At 47.6% G+C, this 24,288-nt stretch carries 16 protein-coding genes and 1 pseudogene; 3 read left to right on the top strand and 14 right to left on the bottom strand.

All coding sequences use genetic code 11. The features are described from left to right. Positions 1 to 259: 259 nt before the first annotated feature. The 6 genes from QF041_RS26335 to QF041_RS26310 all read right to left on the bottom strand — a co-directional run bounded on the left by QF041_RS26335 (position 260) and on the right by QF041_RS26310 (position 6,691). Positions 260 to 892 (bottom strand): GNAT family N-acetyltransferase, encoded by a 633-nt coding sequence (locus tag QF041_RS26335; RefSeq protein WP_307416216.1) that lies wholly within the window; start codon positions 890 to 892, stop codon positions 260 to 262. Between the two features lie 168 nt (positions 893 to 1,060). Then, entirely contained in the window at positions 1,061 to 1,792 is a 732-nt protein-coding gene (locus QF041_RS26330; RefSeq protein ID WP_307416214.1) for a metallophosphoesterase family protein, read from the bottom strand. A gap of 58 nt (positions 1,793 to 1,850) precedes the next feature. Then, positions 1,851 to 2,825: a metallophosphoesterase gene (locus QF041_RS26325; protein WP_307416213.1), complete on the bottom strand. Its 975-nt coding sequence runs from the start codon at positions 2,823 to 2,825 to the stop codon at positions 1,851 to 1,853. Between the two features lie 174 nt (positions 2,826 to 2,999). Then, on the bottom strand, positions 3,000 to 3,764 hold the full coding sequence (gene sdhB, locus QF041_RS26320) for a succinate dehydrogenase iron-sulfur subunit (RefSeq protein WP_036605794.1): 765 nt from the start codon (positions 3,762 to 3,764) through the stop codon (positions 3,000 to 3,002). Between the two features lie 472 nt (positions 3,765 to 4,236). Further along, a complete protein-coding gene (gene sdhA / locus QF041_RS26315; RefSeq protein ID WP_036673387.1) occupies positions 4,237 to 5,979 on the bottom strand; it encodes a succinate dehydrogenase flavoprotein subunit in 1,743 nt (580 codons plus the stop codon). Between the two features lie 43 nt (positions 5,980 to 6,022). Next, positions 6,023 to 6,691, bottom strand: coding sequence for a succinate dehydrogenase cytochrome b558 subunit (locus QF041_RS26310; protein WP_307416212.1), 669 nt, complete (start codon positions 6,689 to 6,691; stop codon positions 6,023 to 6,025). A 295-nt stretch (positions 6,692 to 6,986) separates the two neighbouring features. On the opposite strand from QF041_RS26310, the pseudogene QF041_RS26305 reads away from it, so the two are divergent. Continuing rightward, a pseudogene (locus QF041_RS26305) lies at positions 6,987 to 7,911 on the top strand (LysR family transcriptional regulator). A gap of 60 nt (positions 7,912 to 7,971) precedes the next feature. Here QF041_RS26305 and QF041_RS26300 read toward each other — a convergent pair. Beyond that, positions 7,972 to 8,643 (bottom strand): potassium channel family protein, encoded by a 672-nt coding sequence (locus QF041_RS26300; RefSeq protein ID WP_074096339.1) that lies wholly within the window; start codon positions 8,641 to 8,643, stop codon positions 7,972 to 7,974. A 54-nt stretch (positions 8,644 to 8,697) separates the two neighbouring features. Then, positions 8,698 to 10,017, bottom strand: coding sequence for a TrkH family potassium uptake protein (locus QF041_RS26295; protein WP_373461407.1), 1,320 nt, complete (start codon positions 10,015 to 10,017; stop codon positions 8,698 to 8,700). Positions 10,018 to 10,645: 628 nt separating this feature from the next. On the opposite strand from QF041_RS26295, the gene QF041_RS26290 reads away from it, so the two are divergent. Further along, entirely contained in the window at positions 10,646 to 12,343 is a 1,698-nt protein-coding gene (locus QF041_RS26290; RefSeq protein ID WP_307416209.1) for a CPBP family intramembrane glutamic endopeptidase, read from the top strand. Here the strand turns inward: QF041_RS26290 and uvrC are convergent. Next, a complete protein-coding gene (gene uvrC / locus QF041_RS26285; RefSeq protein WP_307416208.1) occupies positions 12,312 to 14,399 on the bottom strand; it encodes an excinuclease ABC subunit UvrC in 2,088 nt (695 codons plus the stop codon). The two genes, QF041_RS26290 and uvrC, sit on opposite strands and share 32 nt — an antisense overlap. Positions 14,400 to 14,873: 474 nt before the next feature. Continuing rightward, complete coding sequence (gene trxA / locus QF041_RS26280) at positions 14,874 to 15,191, bottom strand: thioredoxin (protein WP_017692451.1); 318 nt, start codon at positions 15,189 to 15,191, stop codon at positions 14,874 to 14,876. Between the two features lie 264 nt (positions 15,192 to 15,455). Here trxA and QF041_RS26275 point away from each other — a divergent pair, with 264 nt between their 5' ends. Continuing rightward, positions 15,456 to 15,611, top strand: coding sequence for a hypothetical protein (locus QF041_RS26275; protein WP_017692450.1), 156 nt, complete (start codon positions 15,456 to 15,458; stop codon positions 15,609 to 15,611). A 126-nt stretch (positions 15,612 to 15,737) separates the two neighbouring features. Here QF041_RS26275 and dnaI read toward each other — a convergent pair whose 3' ends face one another. The 4 genes from dnaI to QF041_RS26255 all read right to left on the bottom strand — a co-directional run bounded on the left by dnaI (position 15,738) and on the right by QF041_RS26255 (position 24,255). Further along, positions 15,738 to 16,688, bottom strand: coding sequence for a primosomal protein DnaI (gene dnaI, locus QF041_RS26270; protein ID WP_076319793.1), 951 nt, complete (start codon positions 16,686 to 16,688; stop codon positions 15,738 to 15,740). Between the two features lie 288 nt (positions 16,689 to 16,976). Next, positions 16,977 to 19,760, bottom strand: coding sequence for an alpha-mannosidase (locus tag QF041_RS26265; RefSeq protein WP_307416207.1), 2,784 nt, complete (start codon positions 19,758 to 19,760; stop codon positions 16,977 to 16,979). Continuing rightward, positions 19,757 to 22,939, bottom strand: a complete 3,183-nt coding sequence (locus QF041_RS26260) for a beta-galactosidase (protein ID WP_307416206.1) — start codon at positions 22,937 to 22,939, stop codon at positions 19,757 to 19,759. Before QF041_RS26260 ends, QF041_RS26265 begins: the two co-directional genes overlap by 4 nt. Beyond that, positions 22,936 to 24,255 carry a glycoside hydrolase family 125 protein gene (locus QF041_RS26255; protein ID WP_017692445.1) on the bottom strand — a complete coding sequence of 440 codons (1,320 nt, stop codon included), beginning with the start codon at positions 24,253 to 24,255 and terminating at the stop codon, positions 22,936 to 22,938. The genes QF041_RS26260 and QF041_RS26255 overlap by 4 nt, the downstream gene beginning before the upstream one ends. Positions 24,256 to 24,288: the final 33 nt, after the last annotated feature.

Here is a 24,288-nt window from a genome sequence, read left to right as displayed (position 1 = left end):
CATACGCTATCAACGGATTTTCCCTTTTCAAAAGGGAATCAAAAAATCTGGGGATAACAGCGATCGGAAGGTTATTCTGTCATCGGACAAAAAAAATGAACCCGCTCGCGCGGGTCCCAACAGCATTATCTATTATCAAAAAGGGGGTCATGAGATAAGTTTACCCCCTGTCTGTTAGAGTTCAATTGCAGCTATATTTCAATTGTGTAACAAATGATTGAAGTTAAATTCATTCACGTTTGGCTACTCTTACTCTATGTCATTGCGGCTTGTCAGATACTAGGGTTTGCAGATCTTTTTCCTGAATCGGGCGGGCGTATTGTTCCCGGTACATACTGTACACTTTAACATCCATCAGGGATTCTGATCCCTCGTCATCCTCATCATGCAGTCCGAAGGAGGGAAGACTCCGCTCATAGGACATCCCTATTTTGCTTAGCACCCGTTGTGAAGATACATTGGCCTCATAACAACGTGCTTCCACCCTCCCCAGATGAAGATCGTCAAATCCAAACTGCAGCAGCCGCTGTACCGCCTCGGTAGCCACACCCCTGCCCCAACAGGACCTGTTCAGGATGTAACCAATCTGTGCAGTACCATTCTGATCATTCCAGTGCTGGAATGAGGTGATCCCAATCACCTGTTCCTTGCCTTTCCAGCAGATCCCATAATGTAACGAATCCAGCTTGGCGCTGCTGCTCCGTATCTGGTTCAATAACCGTCTCGCCCTGATTGGCGTGGGCTGGCTTCCCCTATTCACATATCTTATGACTTGAGGATCGGAGAAGAGTTCCGATAATGTGCTGTAATCACTTTGACGTAATGATCGCAGGACAAGACGCTCTGTCCACAAAGCCGGCAGACCTTGAACCAGCATTTTTCGGGTAAGCATGACAATCGCTCCTTTTGCCTAAACGGGCTCTAGTCCGGTAAGACAAGCATGCTCTGAAGATGATCCGGCGTAATACCATTTGAACTGATCCACGAACTTTAGTATTCGCATTTTAGTATTAATATATTGCATCATTTAATTCCTCACGCTAAAAGACCCATATGCTGACTACTCCTGCAACCCGCGATAGATACCCGTACGAATCTCACGAATATAGAAATCCAATGCAGGAACATTCGCCGACTGTGCAACCTGTACTTCTCGCTCAATATCATAAGGCACCCGCACAAATTGAACATTGAACGGGGTATTGTTATCGTTGCTGTCTTCACCCTCCAGAATACAGTAGGAAGCCTGGGGAAGATCGAGTGGATTACCAACACTGCCTGCATTAAACAGTAACTTACCGTTCATATACTGCAAGTATGCGTTATGCACATCCCCATAACCTACAACATCTGCAACACCTTGGTCAGGCTCATCAGCCGGAGGATCAAACATTGCCAACCTCTTTTCTATCGCGTCCCACGGCTGTACACGATGGTATACACTTTGAGGTGAAGCATGAACCAGACGGATGGTGCGACCGCTCAGTTGAAATTGATGACTGAAGGGTAGGCCCGCCAAGTAAGCCAATCGTTCCTCACCCAGCCGTTCTGCTTGCCACGTAAAATTCTCGTTGTCTTGGTTAACCGCAACCAATTCATCCCAATTGCCACGGATGACAAGTTCGCACGTTGCTCTCACCTGATCCACAACCTGTACCGGTTCCGGTCCCTTGCCCACGAGGTCACCAAGACAAAAGATTCGCTCCACGCCACGACTTCGGATATCTCCTAACACTGCTTCCCAGGCAGTCATGTTGCCATGAATGTCGGATACAATCGCAATTCTTTCCATCTGGATAACCTCCATTCATGTTGAATCCTTTATGTTTTTATATTCATCTTATATTCTTTTATGTGGTTGATCCTTTAAGCTCAAACACCGTTAATTCTGGTCTGCACAGAAAACGAATGGGCAGTTGAGTCATGCCAAAACCACGATTCACATACACCGGCATCTGTGTCTGGGTGGTGTAATATACCCCCTGGACATCCGTGTAATACAATCCTTGAACATACTTGTGTGAACCTCGCGGAGTTGTCAGTGCCCCGATCCAGGGAAAACGTACCTGTCCACCATGGCTATGACCGGAAAGTTGTAATCCGAAACCATAGGGAGTGGCAATATCGGCATAATCCGGTTCATGCATAAGTAACAATTTCCACACATCATGATCCAATCCCTTAATGGCTTGGGCAGGATCAGGCCTGCCTGTAAGTGCGTCATCCAGGCCAGCTATAGCCAGACGTTCGCCCCCTTGTTCAATCAACACATGTTCGTTTCGTAACAAAGTGAATCCAGCTTCACGGAACATGGTTGTCACTTCATTCTGCTGTCCGCCCCGATAATCATGATTCCCCAAAACAGCAAATTTGCCATACTTCGCTTGCATGGAGGCCAATACCGGAATACATTCACGCATCGGTTCTGATTCCCTCTCGACTATGTCTCCAGTAAAACAAATCAAGTCCGGTTGCTGCTCCTCAATCGTTGCTGCCAGCTTCTTCAGCTCTTTCACCCCGGTATGAAAACCAAGATGGGCATCGCTGAACTGAACGACACGCAAACCATCAAATGCCTTTGGAAACTTCGGAAGTTTCAGTGCCACTTGCTTGATCTCCAGACGACGCGGTTCCCATAACCAGGCATAACCTCCTGTAAGCAAACTGGCACCCGCTGTCATCAAAACCATGCGCAATAAGAAACTTCGGCGAGAGGGATCATGATCCTTTTCTTCCCCAGGAAACACAGACTCTTCTGCACCTGGTGCTTTGTGCGAGCGCTGGGACGGCGAGTTGTTGCTGCCCTGACGCGGTGTCTCTGCCATATCTCCCCCTCCTTCTACGCTCTTAATCCATCCCTCTAGTATACCATATTCTGCATGGATAGCCCGGTTCCTCTGCTTATTACAAAAAGAAGCCGGGATCTCCGGCATGTTGCTGCACGGGATCACGACTTCTTCTAAGTTGCAGATTACACTTCTGCACATGTTATGACGAGATTATACACCCAACCAGCGTTTGAACATATGCTTGGTCGTTTGTTTGTTCATTTCGGCAATGGAGGTTGTCAGTGGAATGCCTTTTGGACAGGATTGCACACAGTTCTGTGAGTTACCACAGCCCTCAATGCCTCCGTCTTCCATCAACGCTTCCAGACGATCGTCGGCGTTCATCTCCCCTGTCGGGTGAGCGTTGAACAAGCGCACTTGAGACAGTGCTGCTGGACCGATAAAGTCTGTTTTCTCATTGACGTTCGGGCATGCTTCCAGACATACACCACATGTCATGCATTTGGACAACTCATATGCCCACTGACGCTTCTTCTCAGGCATCCGTGGACCTGGACCGAGGTCATAGGTACCATCGATCGGAATCCATGCTTTTACGCGTTTCAGGGCGCTAAACATCCGGCTACGGTCGATGACCAGGTCACGAACCACTGGGAATGTCTTCATCGGTTCGATACGAACAGGCTGTTCGAGCTTGTCGATCAGGGCTGCACATGCTTGACGAGGCTTGCCGTTGATGACCATGGAGCAGGCACCGCAGACTTCTTCGAGACAGTTAGAATCCCAGCACACGGGTGCAATGGATTTGCCATCTGTATTGACCGGGTTCCGCTGAATCTCCATCAATGCGCTAATCACATTCATGTTGGGACGGTACGGAAGCTCAAATTCTTCGTTGTACGAAGATGACTCCGGGCTATCCTGACGGGTGATAATAAACTTGACGGTTTTGTTGGCTGTAGCTTGTTCCGCCATATCGTTGTCCCCTCCTCTGGTGACGATGATTGTATTGCTGATGCGCAAAATGTTTTGGTGCACGGGAGACGCTTCGTCAGCGGAATGCCCCTCTGATCGCTGTTATCCCCGGATTTTTTTGATCAACCCTTCCCAGGGTTAAAATCCGGTGATAAAGGCGAGCTCTTCGCTTCTTCTGGGCATTTCCGCTTCCTCCGCTACGTCGTGCACTGGGTCACTCTGCTGGAAACTGCACTCCATTCAAGCTGGATTGCGGTAATTTTAAATATGCAAGCTTTGCCAATTCGTTGCTTGCTTATGAACAGGTATTTTGGCTTCCTCTGCTGCTTTGTGCACACAGAGTACCTTTGCTGAGAACCTTCACTCCATCACGTTGATGGCAGTAACTTTGAAGAAGCTCTGCTTCTCCAAAGTTCTCCTGCCTCGCCGTTCAGGTGTTTAACTATTCATTACATCAATAGAGTGGTACTTCTTAATCCTTGGAGTAATCCCGGATACGTGGTGGGATCAGGGATACGTCTACTGGCTCGTACGAGATTTTCGGGCCTTCTTTCGACCAGCTTGCGATAGTCGTTTTCAGGAACTCTTCGTCATTACGTTCCGTGAATTCCGGTTTGTAATGCGCGCCGCGGCTTTCGTTACGCAGCAGTGCGCCGAGAGTCATTGCTTCTGCCAATTCAATCATGTTCCACAGTTGGCGAGTGAATGCTGCGCTTGGGTTATTCCAACCGGAGCTGTCATACATGTTGATTTTGCCATAACGCTCTTTCAATTCCTTGATCTTGCCAATCGTGGCTTCAAGCTTGTCGTTGTAGCGCACAACCGTCATGTTGGCTGTCATCCACTCGCCAAGCTCTTTATGAATGACATAGGCATTTTCCGTGCCTTGCATTTTCAAGATGCCTTCGTATTTGTCGCTTTGTTGTTTGGTGTGTTTCTCAAATACGGAAGATGGGATATCAGCGGACGATTTTTTAAGTCCTTTGATATATTCAGCCGCTTTTGGTCCAGCCACCATACCACCATAGATCGCAGATACCAGTGAGTTTGCACCCAGACGGTTCGCACCATGGTATTGATATTCACATTCACCAGCTGCGAACAGCCCCGGAATGTTAGTCATTTGGTTGTAATCTACCCACATACCACCCATGGAATAATGGACTGCCGGGAAGATTTTCATTGGGATTTTACGCGGGTCATCACCCATGAACTTCTCATAGATTTCAATGATTCCGCCGAGTTTAACATCCAGTTCCTTCGGATCTTTGTGCGACAAATCGAGATAAACCATGTTCTCGCCGTTCACACCCAGACCCATATCTACGCAGACGCTGAAGATTTCACGAGTCGCGATATCACGTGGAACCAAGTTTCCGTAAGAAGGATATTTTTCTTCAAGGAAGTACCAAGGTTTTCCGTCTTTGTACGTCCAGATCCGTCCACCTTCACCACGTGCGGATTCAGACATGAGACGCAGCTTGTCATCCCCTGGAATGGCTGTCGGGTGTATCTGAATGAACTCCCCGTTGGCGTAATTTACACCTTGCTGATACACCGCACTTGCCGCTGTACCTGTGTTAATTACAGAGTTGGTCGTTTTACCAAAGATGATCCCCGGACCACCACTCGCCAAAATAACCGCTTCTGCCGGGAAGGTCTGTACCTTCATCGTTTTCAGATCCTGAGCTACGATCCCACGACATACGCCTTCATCATCCAAAACCGCCTGCAAGAACTCCCAGTTCTCATATTTCGTAACCAGGCCCGCTGCTTCCCAGCGACGTACCTGCTCGTCTAATGCATAGAGCAATTGTTGTCCTGTTGTCGCTCCGGCAAACGCCGTACGGTGATGCTTTGTTCCCCCGAAACGACGGAAATCAAGCAAACCTTCCGGTGTCCGGTTGAACATTACGCCCATACGGTCCATCAGGTGAATGATGCCAGGTGCTGCTTCGCACATCGCTTTAACAGGAGGTTGGTTCGCAAGGAAGTCACCGCCGTATACCGTATCGTCAAAGTGTACCCATGGGGAGTCACCCTCACCCTTGGTATTTACCGCTCCGTTAATGCCGCCTTGTGCACATACAGAGTGGGATCGTTTAACAGGAACCAGTGAAAATAAATGAACATGGACTCCGGCTTCAGCCGATTTGATCGCCGCCATCAATCCCGCGAGACCGCCGCCCACAATAATTACATTCGTTGATGCCATTGCTGTTCACTCCCTTATAAGTCAGCATTTATACGCTAAATGCTTAAATTAGAACTGTTTTTACTACTTCAACCATCGAAGTTACTGCTTGGAAATCCATGCTCCGGAAAGCGAACAACGAAGCAATAAACATAATGGAAATAATACCAAACAAACTCATGCACACGTAAGAAGACACACGCTGCGCACGCGGACCCACGGTAATCCCCCAGCTAACGAGAAACGACCACAGACCGTTGGCAAAGTGATAGGATGCCGCAACTACACTGATCAGATATAGAATAAATGTTACCGGGTTCATCACGATCTCATGAATGACACCACCAAGTTCTTCGTGGGTGACTGTACCCAACGCAACCTGCACCCGAGTCTCCCATACGTGCCAGATTACGAATACAAACGTAATGACACCACTGACCCGCTGCAACGTGTAACGCCAGTTGCGCTCATTGCCATAACGGCCCACGTTAGGCTTGGCCTGATAAGCAATATACAGACCATATACACCGTGATAGAACAACGGTAACCAGATGAGGAGCGTTTCCAAAACAATAACCAGTGGCAGACTGTTCAAAAATGCAACAGCACCGTCAAAAGCCTCTTTGCCGCCTTCAACTGCCGAGAAGTTCGTCACCAAATGCTCAACAAAAAACAAACTGAGCGGAATGACGCCAAGCAAGGAGTGCAGCTTTCTGGAGTAAAACCCTTTCATAAAATGTCGATCCCCTTTCGCTAAATACAACGTTTTCATAAATGATTTCACTTATCATGACACGAAACCTTTTCCATGAAAAGGTTCGACAAATTGTTCCGTTTTCCCCAGGTGTGAACAACTTGTGTCACGATTCATGTTACTCCTTTTTTTCTTATAAGGGAATTGCAATATAATTATTAAATGTTATAACCTATAGGTATAAGCAGTGAAACATTGGGTTTACAGGCTATACAACATGGAAAACGATTAAGCAAGGGCAAGAATCACATTCATGGAAAAGAGGTTATTGTTCATGTTTGAGGAGTTAAATGCATTTGCAGCGGTCGTGGAGCAGTCCAGCCTGAACCGTGCATCCAAGTTACTGAACTTGTCCCAACCCGCACTCTCACGCAAAATTGCCAAATTGGAGGATGAACTCGGGGTTGCCCTGTTCCACCGCCGTGGCAAACGGCTGGAGTTAACCAGTGTGGGCCAGTTCACCTATACCTACGCTGTAGAACAGAAACAGCAGCAACAGAAGTTCCTCACCATGCTGGCCCAGTATAAAGACGAAGAACAAAGCACCATTACACTCGGAGCCAGTCTGACGACGCTTCAAACTACGTTACCACCTCTCGTCAATGCCTTTATGGAGAAACATCCAAATGCCGAACTGAAACTGTTGACGGGAAAAACACATGAAATTGTCTCGTTTGTGCGTGACAAAAAAGCCGATGTGGGCATTGTCGCCTCCTCCATCAGTGAAGTGGGGCTTAACTGTGTGCCACTCTTTGACGATCACCTGGAACTGGTTGTGCCACTTACACACCCCTTATCCGGTAAGGAAGCCGGGATGGAGCATTTGCAGGATCTGCCGATGATCACGTTCTCCAAAGGCACCTGGTACCGCAAATTAACAGACGACCTCTTCCAGCGCTGTGCCGTGATGCCGGATATTCGCATGGAGATTGATTCCTTCGAAGCGATCATCCGACTACTGCCTTCTGCCAAAGCCGCTGCTCTATTGCCCAAGTCATATCTTCGTCCACAATTGCTAGCGGACAATGATCTTGTTTCTGTTCATTTGCCTCAATTACAGCAGACCCGCAGAACAACCTGTATGATCTATGGGGAAAAAAGAGGACCTCAGCGAGACCTCCAGACAATGGGTCAAGGAGACGGCTGCACTCTTTACAGCTAAGGCGCCATTGCCCTCACGGAGGACTACGACGCCTTAGCTTTGATCTGAATCAGCCAGGCTCTAACGCCTGGCTTCCATATTCAACTCATCTTAATTATCAGCTCTCCTGGCTGATAACCTCTTCTTCAAATCGGTCGATATCTGCATTATTACCAATAATGACCATGATATCTCCCATTTGAAGCGAATCCAGTGCCGTCGGAGCAATAATGACCCCGGCTTCTTTCTGTAACGCTACAATGCTGCAACCAAAACGTACACGTGCATTCAGGGTCGAAAGGGTTTTGTTGTGCAGGCAGGCGGGAACCTTCATCTCAACAATACTGTAATCATTGGATAATTCAATGTAATCCAGCAAGTTCGGGGTAACCAGCTGATGGGCAACCCGAATGCCCATATCCCGCTCTGGATAAACGACACGATCAATCCCCAGTTTATCCAATGCGCGTCCGTGAAGGACGGATATGGCCTTGGCCACAACCGTCTTGACGCCCAGCTCTTTTAACAGAATCGCGGTGAGAATGCTCGTCTGAATATCATCCCCGATGGCAACGATACAGCAGTCAAAATTTCGAATACCCAGGGAGCGCAGCACTTCCTCATCTGTGGCATCGGCTACAACGGCATGGGTGACCAATTCACTCATGTCTTCGACGACTTCTTCATTTTTATCGATCCCAAGCACCTCGTAGCCGAGTTCCATTAATTCCTGTGCCAGACTGGACCCAAACCGTCCAAGCCCGATCACCGCAAACTGCTGGGTTTTCATTGTTCTTCACGATCCCCTTATCCAAATCAATTTCATAACTCACTAAAAATAGATTTATCCAATAATCATTTTGCCTTCCGGATACCTGTATAACTCTTTACCCTTTTTCTGCCCAAGTGCATACGCTAATGTGATCGGTCCAAGCCTTCCTGCAAACATCGTAAAACAGATCAGGAGCTTGCCCAATGTAGTCAGCTTCAGCGTCAGTCCGAGTGATAATCCGACAGTACCAAAGGCTGATGTCGTTTCAAATAAGATCATCATAAAACTGGCGTCTTCTGTGGTACTCAGTGCCATCGTTACAGCTATGATTAACAAAAGCGCCAGCAATGTAATGGTGAGCGCCTTGAAAATCCGTTCCTGTACGAGCCGGTAGCGGAAAAATACGATATCTTCACGTCCACGCATCATGGCGATGACCGCGCCAGCCATAATCATAAATGTCGTTGTTTTGATCCCGCCTCCGGTAGAACCCGGCGAAGCACCAATGAACATCAGAATGATCATAAAGAACTGTGTTGCCTGTCTGAGTCCGGCAATATCTACCGTATTGGCTCCTGCTGTTCGCGGCGTAACGGACTGGAAGAATGAACCGAGAATTTTGCCACCCCAGTTCAGGCCACCCAGTGTCCGTGGATTGCTGAATTCAAATACGAAAATGACAAGTGCACCAAACACAATTAACAATCCAGTCATTAACAGTACAACTTTGGAGTGCAGAGACAGCTTCCGCGTTTTGTGGTAATCCACCAGGTCTGACAACACCACAAAACCGATACCGCCAGAGACAATCAGGAACATTGCTGTAAAATTAACCAACGGGTCATACACATAACCGGTCAGACTGCGGAAATCCCCAAACATATCAAAGCCCGCATTGTTAAACATGGAGATCGCATGCCAATAGCCATAATAGATCGCCTGTCCGACCGGCATGTCGAACGACCAGCGGATGGCAAACAGTGTGCCACATATGCCTTCAATAATGAGTGAGTAGATCACAACTTTCCGAATCAGCCGGACGATGCCCTCCATCGTGCTCTGATTCATCGCTTCCTGTAGAATCAACCGTTCTCTAAGCGAAATCCGCCGTTTGAACGCAATGGCAACCAATGTGGACATTGTCATGAAGCCCAGTCCGCCAATCTGAATCAGAATCGCGATCACAACCTGACCCAGCACCGAGAAATGAGTCCCTGTATCGACCACAACCAAACCAGTGACACAAACAGCCGAAGTCGCTGTGAAGAGCGCATCAATAAATGCAAGACTGTCACCGTTACGGCTGGATGCCGGAAGCATTAACAACAGTGTGCCTACCAATATGATGCCAGCAAACCCTAAAACAAGAATACGGGGTGGCGATAATCGCATCCATTGAACATTCAGTTTCACTTGAGTATCTTCCACCTCTTCTAAAATGAAAATAACTCCACACCCGTGGAGCCTTCTTCATTTGAAATGCTGTTGCCAAACGTTAAACAAGTATGATTCAGATTAAAACGACATATATAATGAAGTTGGAATATATTCTATTCGTTCCCTTGTTGGGCGAAAGACATGCGAATCATTGCACATTTGTTTCAAAATTATAAGCGCTGCGACGTTTGTAGACAAAACGTTTTTTGTGTAAATAGCATCGAATTCAGCCAAAAAGGGAAGAACTCAGATATGGCGACGGATGGATCAGATTCTTTCGGTCCTTTTCATTCATTTTCAAGGATTTACACCTGTTTTCGTTACATCATTGGCATTCGTTGCTTGGCCTGTGCTATGTTAACTTTAATATCCATATTAGTGCGTGTTCAAAAAGGGCGGTTTTCAGTACCAAGAAGATGGGATGAAGATAGAAATGGAGTAGCGGAGCGTAGATCGAGCTACGTGAGCAACGGACATTTCGGCTGAATTCCATATTCGATGCTGATGATGCCGTTAGGCAACCTTCGTAATCAAAAGCGGACTTTTTGAACTACCTCTATCAATAAAGGAGGAACACCATTACATGAATCCCTTAGGGCAGCCTTTGCTACTCAAGGCTAACTTCAAGCGGCTGGGGTTGCTTGCGGCGATTGGCCTGATTCTATTTTTTGTATTTCAGATCTTTCCTGCTACCTCATCACAAACGACAGAAATTCCGTCTACGTCCTTCATAACCAAGGAGCAGGCGAAGCAATCCGCACGATCATTCGCAGCTTCTGTGAATGACTATTCACTGCCAAATGATGATGAAAAAACTCTGGTAACCTACCAGACACATTCCGATATCTACGGGTATATGGCCAAAACCAAACAACTTGATATCTATAACCAGAAATGGGAAACTAGCTATCCTTACGATGTATTCCGCGTTCGTTTGCCTGATCAGAACAAAGGCGGATATCTTAATGTTGACGTACATATGAAAACAGGAAAAGTTGTCGGCTTCAAACGGGAACTGCCTTCTTCCCTCTATACTGCAATTGAGGCGGAGCAAAGCACGGGGAAAGCGACCACATCGCAAGTACTTGCTGAAAGCAATATATCTCTGGACGAGAAACAACAGCTCGCGGCTGGCGTTCTGACCGAATTCGGTTATGAAGTGCCGACACTTCAATTGGAGACTCGCGATGGTGAAGCGGGACTGAAGTATGTGGATTCTGCAAAAGCCATCGGAGACTCCAAGCTTGAACTGAATTTTACGTTTGAAGAGGGTGCGGTACGATCATTCGATCCTGGCTTCTCGGTCCCTGAATCCCACACCGATTATGTGAAAGATCAAACACGTCAGGCCAATTGGATGACCTATGGCGGCTATGCATTCCTGACCTTTGTTCTGGGCGTGCTGGCAATCATCTATAGCATCCTGACCCGAGCACATACATCTTTTAAACGCGGGATCATTCTCTCACTGGTGTATTTCGCAGCTTCAGTAATTGGTACGCTAAACATGATTCCACTATTTCAGGCACAAGGGCTCTCCAGCTTCATGTTAGCGTTCCTGATGTTAATGCAGATGGGAATTACGCTGGTTATGAGTGCAACCATCTATCTGTCTCTCGTTGCTGGTGACGGCATGTGGCGTAAAATAGGTCTGAACCCATGGCCTCGTGCCAAAGAACCCGGATATGGGAAATATGTACTTCACAGCATGGTTGCTGGTTACCTGTGGGCATTCATTCTACTGGGTGTGCAATCCATCCTGTTCTTCATTCTGGAGCGAAGCATCGGCACATGGTCAACGACGTCAGCAGATCAATCTACATTTAATATGACCTATGCCTGGCTCTTCCCGATCATGGCCTGGATGGCCGGTATTGGTGAAGAAACTGTTTATCGACTGTTCGGCATTCGCATGATGCAAAAGATTGTGCGTAACACGTTTATTGCCTGTCTGATCCCAACCATCATTTGGGCACTTGGACACACATTGTATCCGATCTATCCAGTAATCACCCGTCCCATTGAGCTGTTGGTGATTGGATTGCTGTTCAGTCTGATCATGCTGCGTCACGGCTTCATTGCCGTTGTATTCGCCCATGTGATCTTCGACAGCTTGTTGATGGGACTCAGCTTGGTCTTTATGGGCGATGCCCTGAATATGGCTGCCGGGCTCTTCTGGATTGTACTCCCGGCCATCGTTGGATATGTGGTCTACAAATTCAATCCAAAACAAAAAGAGAAGCCGTATGTTACGACTCCTCATCACGAAGTGCTGCAATAATCTGATTTGCCAGTTTGTCACCAATAGATAGAGGCCGGAAGTCTTCGACGCTGGCCTCTTTTATTTTGCGCAAAGAGCCAAAATGCTTCAACAGCAACTTACGCCGCTTCTCTCCAATACCCGGAATGGCATCCAAACGTGACGTCACCATCGATTTGCCACGCTGTTCCCGGTGGAACGAGATCGCAAAACGGTGGACCTCTTCCTGTATCCGCTGCAACAGGTAGAATTCCTGACTATCCCGAGGCAGGGAGATCACTTCCGGTGGATTACCGATCATCAACTGTGAAGTCTTATGCTTCGCATCCTTCACCAGACCACATACCGGAATAAACAGGCCCAGCTCATTTTCTAAAATATCGACCGCAGCCGAGATCTGTCCTTTACCACCATCAACCACAATCAGGTCAGGCTGGGTTAGGTTTTCTTTTAATACCCGCTCGTAACGGCGACGGATGACCTCTCTCATCGTTTCATAATCATCCGGCCCTTCAACCGAACGGACCTTGTACTTCCGATATTCCTTCTTATCCGGTTTACCATCGGTAAATACGATCATGGCAGATACCGGGTTCGTACCCTGGATGTTCGAGTTATCAAACGCTTCAATACGGTGAAGCTGATCCAGTCCAATAAAACGTCCCAGCCCTTCGGCAGCTTTGGATGTCCGTTCTTCATTTCGCTCAATCAAACGGAACTTCTCTTCCAATGCCACACGTGCGTTATCCACGGCCATAGTGATCATCTGGCGTTTCAATCCACGTTGCGGGATGAGCACTTTGATCTCCAACCACTCCTGTAATGCAGCAGCAACCTGAGTTGGGTCTTCCAACCCTGCAGAGAGTTTCTCAGCTGATACAGATGGATTAGTTATGGGAGCGTCCTCTTGCATACTCTCAGGTTGTTCAATTTCTACCTCAGCAGAACTTCCATAAGCTGCACGAGTCTCGGCAACCAGTGGCTGGGAAGCAGTATTTTGCTCCACTTGTCCCATCTGTTCGAATTCTGCTGTAACAGCCGCAGGTATTGTTCCGTCTGCAACAGATCCCAAATCCTCACTGTCACCATCTGTTGCGAGGTCTTTAGGCATTTCCGGCAACAAAATCTCTTGAGGCAATGCCGGATTATCGCTGTAATACTGCGTCACGTAGGACATGAAGTCACTGTACGCCTCACCGTAAAACGGGAAAGTAGATACGTGGCGTTCGATCATTTTTCCCTGACGCATATATAGAATCTGGACACACATCCAGCCTTTATCAATAGCAAAACCAAACACATCGCGGTCTCTGGCATCGGCCATCGTAATTTTTTGTTTTTCCATCATCGCATCGATGGCGATTACCTGATCGCGCAATTCCTTGGCACGTTCAAAATAAAGATCCTCCGCAGCCTCTTGCATCTTACGCTGCAAATCTTTCTTAATCTCTTCGTGACCACCGCTCAGAAATGAACCAATCTCTTGGGAAATCTGGTCGTACTGCTCCTTCTCCACTTCCTTCACACAAGGGGCGAGACACTGTCCCATGTGATAATACAGGCACACTTCTTTGGGCATTACACCACATTTGCGCAGTGGATACATGCGGTCGAGCAATTTTTTCGTTTGGTGTGCCGCATACGAGTTCGGATAAGGTCCGAAGTATTTGGCTTTATCTTTCAGCACACGCCGGGTTACTTCCAGCCGGGGGTGCTTTTCATTTGTAATTTTAAGATATGGGAATGTCTTGTCATCCTTGAGCAACACATTATACCGCGGCATATGTTTCTTGATCAGGTTACACTCCAGAATGAGTGCTTCCATGTTACTGCCCGTCACGATATATTCAAAATCACGGATTTCAGACACCAGACGCTGAGTCTTTCCATTATGACTGCCGATAAAATAAGAGCGTACGCGGTTCTTCAGCACTTTGGCCTTACCTACGTAGATAATGGTGCCTTCACTGTTCTTCATCAGGTAACATCCAGACATGTCTGGCAGCAAAGCGAGTTTGTGACGAATCTGCTCCAATGCCTTCTCCTGATCCTGCAAATCATTGATGAATTGATCCATAATTCGGTGAATCCTCCTTCCCGAAAAAAGTATAAATAAAAGGTTACACTAAGCCATTCTGATTACAGTACCGTCTTCCAATCCGTTATCGGATTGTCTCTGAGTCACCTTTTTTTATAAGAAGAAACTAAAGATAATTCACACTGACACTACGATGACATAACAACCTTCCAATCCCTGTTATCCCCAGATTTTTTTCATTCCCTTTTCTCAAGGGAAAAATCTGTTGATAAAGGGGAACGCTTCGCTTTTTCAGGTTTTTTCTGTCCTCTCCGTTACTGTGTAAATAATTAGTTCCAACTATATATCAGAGATGAATCCGGGATAAACGCGAGCACTTCGCTTCTCCAGATCGGTTCTGTACTCTGCATTCAAGTGTAAAAAATATTTTCACTTTATATTGTCCTATATAAAGGTATTCGACGCAAAACGCCCCCGGCATGTAAACCGGAGGCGTATGTGTAAGCCTGTAAATTATTGGTGTTTTGCGATAATTCCTTTGAGCGCATCTTTCGAGTTCAGACCAACCACTTTATCTACCGGTTGACCGTCTTTGAAGAAGATCAAAGTTGGAATGCTCATTACGCCAAAGCGGGAAGCAGATTCCGGATTTTCATCCACGTTAACTTTAGCAATTTTCACTGCATCGCCAACTTCTGTGGACAGCTCTTCCAGGATTGGAGCGAGCATTTTACAAGGACCACACCAAGGCGCCCAGAAATCAACAAGAACCGTTCCTTCGCCTTCTACTTCAGCGTTGAAGGATTGATCGGATACGTTAACAATAGCCATGAAATTGTCCTCCTTATATATACTTACGGTTTATTTTAACCTGTAACGTCGTGAACGACACTTCCAGTATAACACAGGTACGTCAAACTTGTGAATTGAACGCTGCAATGTTCATCTTCCCAACATCAAATCTTCACAATTACAGGATGTGGCATACCAACTGCAAAATCTTTACAAACGCTTTCTTTTCCAAGTATACTAAAATTACTCCGGGTTTCAGCCCCACATACGGGCAAGCTGTATTCCCCATAAGGAGGCAATAACATGGATGCAAATGTGCGGATCAGCGACCCGCGTGAACATGTGAACGAGGAACCCCGCAACGATCTATTTGATCTGATCGCGGGTGTTGCCGGCATGGCCGGCCTGATGACAGTGATCTTTTTCGGTATGGTTATCTTCAAATTCCTCACCGAATAGGATGCTTCCAGGCTCACGCAGGACCAGAAAAGCCCGGTTTTCGCGACAATGCGAAAGCCAGGCTTTTTTTGGGACTACTTATTGTTTAAAAGTATAATTTGTAGATTAGACCAAAAGACTAACCAATTAACGTTTGCCACGCTGATTCTCACCCCGAACGGAGATGACATCCACAAATGGACGAATCCGGTCCATGAGACGCTGGCCTTTATTCATTTCCTCGCCGTCCCGATTGGTGAAACTAAGATGTTTCTCCAGCCCATCCAGATTGTAATTGGACGTATAGAACGTTGGTTTGCGATTCATCCGATAGTTCAGAATGGACCCCATCACATGATCTCGAACCCAAGGGTTCAGATTCTCTGCCCCGATGTCATCAAAGATGAGCAGATCACAACTTTTCAAAATATCCGTCATTTCCTTCAGCTTCTGCCCTTCACTGATCATGGATTTCAGATCCTCCACAAAGTCAGGCATATAGATAATGACACCCGTGTGGCCTGCAACCGCCAGTTCATGCAGCAGATAACACATCAGAAACGTCTTGCCTGTCCCGAATGTTCCTTCCAGAAACAGTCCTTGCGGAGATAATCCATTCTCCTTGGTCTCCCTAATATAACGAAGCACCTGATTCACTGCCGGAGCACGCATCCGATCCTTGCCCATAATCTCCACGTCGTTGTATCCGGCACTGAGCGCACGCTCGTCCACATAGAAACTGCGAATGCGTTGTTTAATGATATGTTCATTTTGCCGGGCGATATGTTTGGAACAAGGCGCTTTTATATCTATAATTTCGGGTTTACCGTTAAAATGTTCTACTTCCAGTTTGCAAAAGTGGCCCTGAAAATCGTTAGGACAGTTGTCGAGTCCCGGACAATTCGCACAGTTCTTAGAGTCTTTGGCGTACTGAAACAGCTTGCTCAGATCGGTCATGAGCTGTGCATCTTGCAGTTCAGGATGACCTGCGCGGAATTCGCGTACGTATGGATTTTCCATCAATTCCGCAGCAATCCGCCGCGATTGCTCACGAAAGGCAGGGTTCAGCTGCTGAAGCAGTCCTCCCAAGGATTCCATGGCTTCAAGCCCCCTTAATGTTTCAATATAGAATGAACAATTGAAGTGTACCCATGGCCATCTTGATGGCATAGGAACTTTCGATCATTTGCAATTCTACTGTTCATTCTATAGAAAAACAACCAATAACTCAACAGATACATCTGGTAAATAGCGTAACCCTTCCACCATGGTGCGTAATGCATTATGCCTAGTGTAATAATACACTTGCAGTCCTGTACGTATTCGTGCCTGTTCAAAAAGTCTGTTTTTCAGTACCAAGAAAATGGACTTTTTGAACAACCTTTATTAGCGGCGCAAGCCGACAGTAACGATCTCGCATGAACCTGTCTGTATGTTCCATTCCTTGCTGGCAAATGATAATGTTGATGCCTCTTCTATACTGTGGGAATGAAGTTTTTCGCTCTCTTCCTCCAGGATGTTGCTCTTGTACGCCGTTTCGAATGGCTGTGGATTTGCTTGCGATGCAGCAAGCTTCAACGTGGCGGATTCCGTGGTCATATTGTACCAGCGAAGCATCACATCACCGGAATCTTCATTCACTTTGAGTGATGAAAACGCCAAGCCGTCCCCTTGCCATGCAAACAGTGTGTTACTAGGTGTCAGATAACCCGGGTGTACTTCAGTCTGTGCCAGCGTCCAAGGAACCTGGAACTGATAGGCCTCAATATATGCACCTGACGCTGCTCCATTTCCATCGTGAGGGATAATCTCGATCTGAAATGAATGTTCACCAAGGCATTGTGCTTCAGGTGTCGGGAACAAGCCCCAGTCTCCAAGTTCGCCCACAGCACGAAGCAACGTTACGGCGATGGTGTTACGCCCATCTTGAAGAACTTCATATTCATTCAGGCCCAGATTGGCAACGACCAATCCGGCGTCTTGTTCACTCACATCCACAAAATTCTGTTGATGCTGTGTATTGCTTGGATTTTGCCACTCCGGTGCAGGGTTGTTATCACGCGTTGCAATTTCGAACATGGAATCCACATGATGAACAGCAGATTCGAGATCCGTTGGGAAAAGAGCACGTACCCGATGATCCTTCGCCTGATTGTTGAAAGTTGTCTCCATTTGTACTCCTTTTCCACTACGACTGAGGGATATAAACGTGCGGATCTGGAGCGGAATCATTTTAGTTGAACGCTGGGCTTTGCGATGTGGATAATAAATCAGTTCTCGCTGTTCCTGATCCAGCATCTCATCCGCTGACTCCGGTATTTCCCAATGATGAATCACTTCGAACGAGGCCAAGTATGATGTATCCTCAAGGACCCGAATCTCGGCCTGAAGCGCTTGTGTTGTCAATGCAACTTCATTCTCTGGTTGTTTGAACATGTATTCATTGCCGATATCGCCCACATTTTCGTACACGCCAAGATCCTTGTAAGTCCGACCTGTTCGTTTATCTGTGAGTGTGAATGAACCATTGTCTGCAATCGTAACGATCATATGTTGATTTTCCATGCCACGTTCACCACGCAACAACGTATTTGGTTTCGGTTGTGAGCCACTCTTGGCATGATCCACTGAGTTTACCAAAGCATAAGTCTTCAAGCCCAATGCAGCTACATGCTCTGTCTCAAAATGAATACGTACTCGTCGACAGCTATACGGCTGACGGAAGCGATCATCTGGCAGATCATAGCCAAATTGCAGACCCAGATCCTCCACAGTACATGGAATGTGATTACCCTCTTCATCTACCAGTATGCGATCTGACAGGTCAACGGCTTTCATCTGTGCCGCCATTTCCTCCAATGTATATCCATCCCGGAAATACAACCGAGCCGCGTCCAGTTCCATCTGAACTACACCGCTGCGTTCCCATCCCGTTGTATTAAACACCACCACAGGGCGGGCATTTTCGCCGTAACGCTCAAATATGGATGTATCAACAGCTGTAGCAATCTGACTGGTGCTCTCTTCAATTAAAGCCTCTGCTACATGACGGCTCTTATCAAACCGTGTCACCATCTCACGGTGCACCTCATCCACACTGCATCCACAGATGCTGTCATGCGGGTGATTTTGCATCAGCGTTTTCCAAGCATACGTCAGTTGATCATGTGGATAGGCATGTCCAAGCAGATAGGCGTAGGATGCCAGGGGTTCAGCCACTTTTTCCAGCATAGTCTGGCCCAGCTGGTTCATCTGTTTCAAATACACACGAGCCGAGGCGGTGTTCACCAGGGTTCCCCAGCCATCAGTTCGCTGGCTGCGCAGTTCGCCTTTGACCGTGGACAGCTCATGTTCAGCCGATGCTCTCAGGGCGGTCAGATAGTCCGGGAAGTTCGAGTGAACAAACTCGATATCGGGATATAATTGTTCAGCCATGCGAATCGCTTCTGGCAGGTCTCGTTGAATCGGCTGGTGATCACATCCGTTCATGTACAACAACTCATTCGTTGATGCATATTTCTCAGCGTCTGCAAGCTTGGTTTCCCAGAACTTGCGGGCCGATTCCTCGTCTACCGGAACTTCATTTCCGTTGGAGTACCAGTTGGCAAACAATACGCCGAGCACTTTCGATCCGTCTGGTCCTTCCCACATCAGCTCCGAGAAGCTTGATTCATATCCGGCATCCGATACCGTATTATTAAATCCCGTAGGCTTCACGCCACGTCCAAAAAACACATTATCAATGCCCGATTGCTGCATCAGCTGCGGAGTCTGCCCGACCAATCCAAATGTATCGGGAAAGTAACCAATTTTTGAAGGGGTGCCGTAACGCTTGGCGTCTTTATGTCCAACCTGCATGTTGCGCACATTAGCTTCTCCACTCGTCAGAAACGCATCCTGCAAAATGTACCATGGCCCAATCACAATCCGCCCATTGCGGATATGCTTCTCCAGTCGTTCCTTCTGCTCCGGTCGAACCTGAAGATAATCTTCGATGATAATCGTTTGTCCATCTAAATAAAAGCTTTTATAGTCCGATCCCTCATCAAGCTGATCCAACAGTGAATCGACGAGCTGAATAAGCCGCATATGATGCTTCTCATACGGCAAGTACCATTCCCGATCCCAGTGGGTATGCGAAATAATATGTGCTCTCTTTTTCTTGGTCATCGTGTTATCCCACCTCTTTCATCTTGTTGTACAATCTCAACCTCATCAGGGCGATACACCGCAGTCAGCTCTCCGGAAGCATCCGTGGCAAACAGCACCGAACGATTTTTCTCCAATTGGAACGAGTATGATACACCTGTACGTTGATCTCTTACGTGAACTTCATGGTTTAAGGAAAATTCCGATACAAATACATACAGATTTCCTTTTGGAAAACTCAGCTTCCGGCCATAGATCCCTGCGATATCTCCGCCAGATATCCATTCCAACTCCTGTTCGATGCCCGAAATCTCGGTTGCATAACGATACAATTCAGCAAGGGGCTCGTCCCGTCCATTTAACTCGAGCGGCAGTGGAGTCCAGATTAATTTCCCTTTGCCCAAAGGCAGAACGTGTACTTCATCTGCTGTACCATTATCTCCATGAAGCAAAGTCTCCTTCGCCACCTCGGCGATACGACGCAGTCCATAGGTCACCCGGTGATGCACGCCGTTAATATTCAGCAGTTCTTCCCGCTGCACGTTACCCATACTGCGTTTGCCTACGATATGATCTGCCCGGTCAGTTGCCTTCCAGTATGCATCCAGCCCCAGTGGTCCAGTGATGAGCAGACTTGTACCTTCCTTCTCCGCAAACGTGAGCAATTGTTGAAGTGCATCGCTGTCCATATTGTGCGGACTCGGCACGATAATTAACTTCGGTGGCTGCTGCTCCAACGCTTCCAGATGATATTCGGATAACGCACGGAATGGCAATTTCAGATCATAGGACATCACGCGAGTAAGCTTTGTTGTGGCATCATAGGCCAGGGCACGGTTGGAGAAGTCATTGGAATACGGGAACACCACTGCAATATCCTCCAGCTCGCGGTCTTCAAAGAGATCACGAATGCCATGCATGAATCGGCCAAAATCATAAGATACATCCGCCTCCGGTTTCTCCGTACCATCTGCACGAAGGGCTCCGATATGAGACTCATTGGCGTTATCCATATAAAAGTTGGTGTTCCAGATCCATTGCACCGCTCCTGCGCCGCCTGTAGAGAAAGCATAGGCGTACTTGCGTTCGAGAATGCCACGAAGCTCTTCTTCTGTACGTTTGGCTCGTCCATCTGGAGTTTCCACATACATGATGCCCGTCTCCTGAATGAGATTTGGCTTATGTGGCGTTTTGGCGAAAATACCGTCCCAGATCAGATCATCGTTCAACCACCAGGAATGCACAGTTGTATAATCCACTTCACGTTCATAGAAGAAAGGCGAAGGACGCTGTGCACCAAGGGCTTCGTCCTGACCCACAGTGACCAGATGATCCGGTACCAGATCCTTGATCGTACCTACAAGCTCTCTTGCCCAAACATTGTGCATCTCCATAGAGAAAAGACAGTAATCAAGCCAGCGTGTTCCTTTTTTGGCCTTGTGCATGTCCTGTACATCAAAGTTAATCTCTTCTGCCTCCGGGATCACCGCGGCTGCAAAGTTCGGAAGCTGCTTCGGTGACATGTTCCATGCCTCCTGCAACGCTTCAATCGTCTGATGCCGCTGCTCAAGCCAAGTGATATAAGCCTGCTGTTCATATGAATCCCTTGCCGAGCGTGGGCCAGCTGAGAAGATGCGCACCGGATCAAACATGGACGGCTCGTTAATCAGATCCCAGTCCACATGTGTTGTATGCGTGTGACGACTGACGATGCTGCGGATGAAACGTTTCTGTGCTTCCACACTCTGCGGGTCCAGATACGGATTCGTTCCTTCCCATGTCTCCGGTGTAAAGGAGAAGAAAGTGAACGTGACCTGCAAGCCATGGCGTTTCGCCGTTAAAATAAATGCATCAATGGCACGAAGCACATCCTCTGCCATATGTCCGTCCACCTGCATCATGTTGCGATAGGCGGTCCAGATTCCCGTCCGAATCCAGTTGATGCCGGCTTTTGCCATCTGAGCCATGTCTCGATCCCAGACATCCGCATTGGGCAGAAATAAAAATTTCCGTGCCACATCGGAGGTCATATAGGTCATGCCCACAACAGGCAGAGGACGTCCGTCTTTTACAAAATAATCCCTGCTGCGGGTAATCAGTTCCCCTTCTGCCAGCAATGCAGCATCCTGTCCCCAGAAGCCTTGACGCAAGGTCCGAACTTCACCGTCAGGAGCCTGCGCGTGGCATATGATCCGATACAGCCCACTTTCAATGGAAACCGGGAGAAGTATACGTTCGAAACGCTGCTCACCGGAAAGTTCCATCTCCAGTCGATGGTTCCATACCTTCTCCGTCATGCCACTTGTGCGATCTTCATGCTCGACCGTTATGTCAAACGTCCACAGCTCGGACTCGGTAAGTCTATTGCCTGCACGCTGTAAAATCTGCCCTTGAAGTGTGAGTACAGCTCGTTCATCTGGCTCATACGAAGCATAATTCGTTTTCAGGGATAACTCGGTTACACCTTGCGCACAGAATTGCGCCCACTTCACAATCTCATCAGCGCCATCCTGCGTCCAGAATGAGGTGGTCAGCGGCAGATGCACAAACATCCAGCGTGAACCAACGAAAGTCCCGCGGGAGTTTTCCCACAGAACGACCGGAGCGGCGACACTACGTCCATCCTTACTCATGCCACGAAGTAATGGGTAAACCTGCGTACTCATCGGTCCTGATGAACCCATCTGGTGAGGCAGATCACTTGTTTTGGTTGTATGTGGAACCAGATTCCATGTATTTGCCTTCTCGAACAGCCCCTCCTCTTTCCCAGTGAGAAGCGGGATCTGTTCGGATGAAGTGTACGATTGCACATTGGCAGAAGATACGTTCAACGCCTCATGAATATAGAGTTCCTGGTGATATGCGGTCTGCTCCGACTCTACGACCCATGCCCCATTCTCATATCGAACTGGACGTTTAAAGGGTGCGCCCCCCACACTGATCAGGCTTCCGCCCTGATGCAAGTAAGCTGCAATCTCCGTCCAGGCAGACTTGGGAAAATAGGGTGCATGCAGATTGACCAGACATCCTTCACCTGCTGTGGTCTTCAAAATCTCTGCGAGTTCTTCGGCGTTTACAACGGTGATCTCTTCTACTGCTTTCCATGTATCCAGAGCCTCATGAGTTGGAGAGGCACCTTCCATCGGAAACGCAGGATCAGCAAAGATAATCAGCTTTTTATCATTAGGTTGGATACTCATAACAGGCCATCCTTCATGGATTTATAGACCAACTGGGAGAACAGGCTGTTGGACCATGCAAACCATTTTCGTGTAAAAATCGTTGGATCATCAGCGTGGAAGCCTTCATGCATATAACCTGTATCCGCATCTGTCGCTTCAAGCATGCGAATAATCTCCAGTTTCTCCTCGGCAGACTGCGCAGTCAGACCTTGCATGGACAATCCCATATGCCAGATGTAATCTGGTGGTGTGTGCGGACTTCCGATTCCTTTGGCAACCTTGCCCTCATAATAGAACGGGTTCTCTTTGCTCAGAGCGAAGCGGCGCGTATTCTGGTAGATCGGATCATCCGCTGTGACGTAACCCAGATATGGAATGGACATCAATCCTGGTGTACCCGCATCATCCATGAGACAGTGGTTGCCATAACCGTCCGTCTCGTACGCATAGATCGGTCCAAATTCGGGATGACGATAAATCCCGTACAGCTGAATACCGTGATCTACGTCCTGCTCCAGATCCTTCAATTCCTGCAAAAGTTCCATATCCCGGAACACCCACTCGGCAAACTCCTGCATTTGGCGCAGAGCTACAACCGCGAACATGTTGCCAGGGATATTGTAGTGGAAATCACACGCATCATCACTGGAACGGAAACCGGACCAGATCATACCCGTGTAGTTGACTGGCATACCTTTTCCGTGATTGCGCAGGGAATCTGTTGGGATACCGTTATTGCGAGTGAAGCGATATGGAGATTGTTCCATGTGATGCTGTTCGACTTTGAACAGGTCCACAATTTTACGCATCGCTGCCTTGAAACTGGAATCAAAAATGTCGGTCAGCTCGGTTTCCTTCCAATATAAATAGGCCAGGCGTACAACGAAACATAATGAATCAATCTCGAATTTGCGTTCCCACACCCAAGGTGACATCTCGGTTTCGTCTGTGGTATTCCAGTGCCAGTCATTCGCCGTCTCATTGAAGGCATTGGCATACGGATCAATGTGAACATACTGGATATGACGTTTGATCAGCCCGCTAATAATGCGTTGCAGGTCCTCGTCTTCTTTTGCAAACGGAATGTAATGTACTACCTGCTCCACGGAATCACGCAGCCAAGAAGCCGGAATATCTCCCGTGATAACAAAAGTGGTACCGTCCTCCATCAACTTGGTTGTTGTTTCGATAGTGTTGGGGAAGCAGTTTTTGAATAATTGAAGCAGTTTTGGTCGGTGAGCCAGTTTCTGTTCTGCTTCTTCGAGCACGGCCTGAATGGATTGTGGCAAAGCAACAGGTGGCATAGGTATTTTGGGTAATCTGAACTGTTCCATGGATGAGTGCAACTCCTTAAACAAATTGAATGG

Source organism: Paenibacillus sp. W2I17, assembly GCF_030815985.1.
Lineage (GTDB): Bacteria > Bacillota > Bacilli > Paenibacillales > Paenibacillaceae > Paenibacillus.
This window is presented reverse-complemented; position numbering and strand designations above follow the sequence as displayed.

Excerpts from the sequence above, each read along its gene's own strand:
- QF041_RS26335 (WP_307416216.1), bottom strand. The coding sequence starts at position 892 with ATGCTTACCCGAAAAATGCTGGTTCAAGGTCTGCCGGCTTTGTGGACA.
- QF041_RS26330 (WP_307416214.1), bottom strand. The coding sequence starts at position 1,792 with ATGGAAAGAATTGCGATTGTATCCGACATTCATGGCAACATGACTGCC.
- QF041_RS26325 (WP_307416213.1), bottom strand. The coding sequence starts at position 2,825 with ATGGCAGAGACACCGCGTCAGGGCAGCAACAACTCGCCGTCCCAGCGC.
- sdhB (WP_036605794.1), bottom strand. The coding sequence starts at position 3,764 with ATGGCGGAACAAGCTACAGCCAACAAAACCGTCAAGTTTATTATCACC.
- sdhA (WP_036673387.1), bottom strand. The coding sequence starts at position 5,979 with ATGGCATCAACGAATGTAATTATTGTGGGCGGCGGTCTCGCGGGATTG.
- QF041_RS26310 (WP_307416212.1), bottom strand. The coding sequence starts at position 6,691 with ATGAAAGGGTTTTACTCCAGAAAGCTGCACTCCTTGCTTGGCGTCATT.
- QF041_RS26300 (WP_074096339.1), bottom strand. The coding sequence starts at position 8,643 with ATGAAAACCCAGCAGTTTGCGGTGATCGGGCTTGGACGGTTTGGGTCC.
- QF041_RS26295 (WP_373461407.1), bottom strand. The coding sequence starts at position 10,017 with ATGCGATTATCGCCACCCCGTATTCTTGTTTTAGGGTTTGCTGGCATC.
- QF041_RS26290 (WP_307416209.1), top strand. The coding sequence starts at position 10,646 with ATGAATCCCTTAGGGCAGCCTTTGCTACTCAAGGCTAACTTCAAGCGG.
- uvrC (WP_307416208.1), bottom strand. The coding sequence starts at position 14,399 with ATGGATCAATTCATCAATGATTTGCAGGATCAGGAGAAGGCATTGGAG.
- trxA (WP_017692451.1), bottom strand. The coding sequence starts at position 15,191 with ATGGCTATTGTTAACGTATCCGATCAATCCTTCAACGCTGAAGTAGAA.
- QF041_RS26275 (WP_017692450.1), top strand. The coding sequence starts at position 15,456 with ATGGATGCAAATGTGCGGATCAGCGACCCGCGTGAACATGTGAACGAG.
- dnaI (WP_076319793.1), bottom strand. The coding sequence starts at position 16,688 with ATGGAATCCTTGGGAGGACTGCTTCAGCAGCTGAACCCTGCCTTTCGT.
- QF041_RS26265 (WP_307416207.1), bottom strand. The coding sequence starts at position 19,760 with ATGACCAAGAAAAAGAGAGCACATATTATTTCGCATACCCACTGGGAT.
- QF041_RS26260 (WP_307416206.1), bottom strand. The coding sequence starts at position 22,939 with ATGAGTATCCAACCTAATGATAAAAAGCTGATTATCTTTGCTGATCCT.
- QF041_RS26255 (WP_017692445.1), bottom strand. The coding sequence starts at position 24,255 with ATGGAACAGTTCAGATTACCCAAAATACCTATGCCACCTGTTGCTTTG.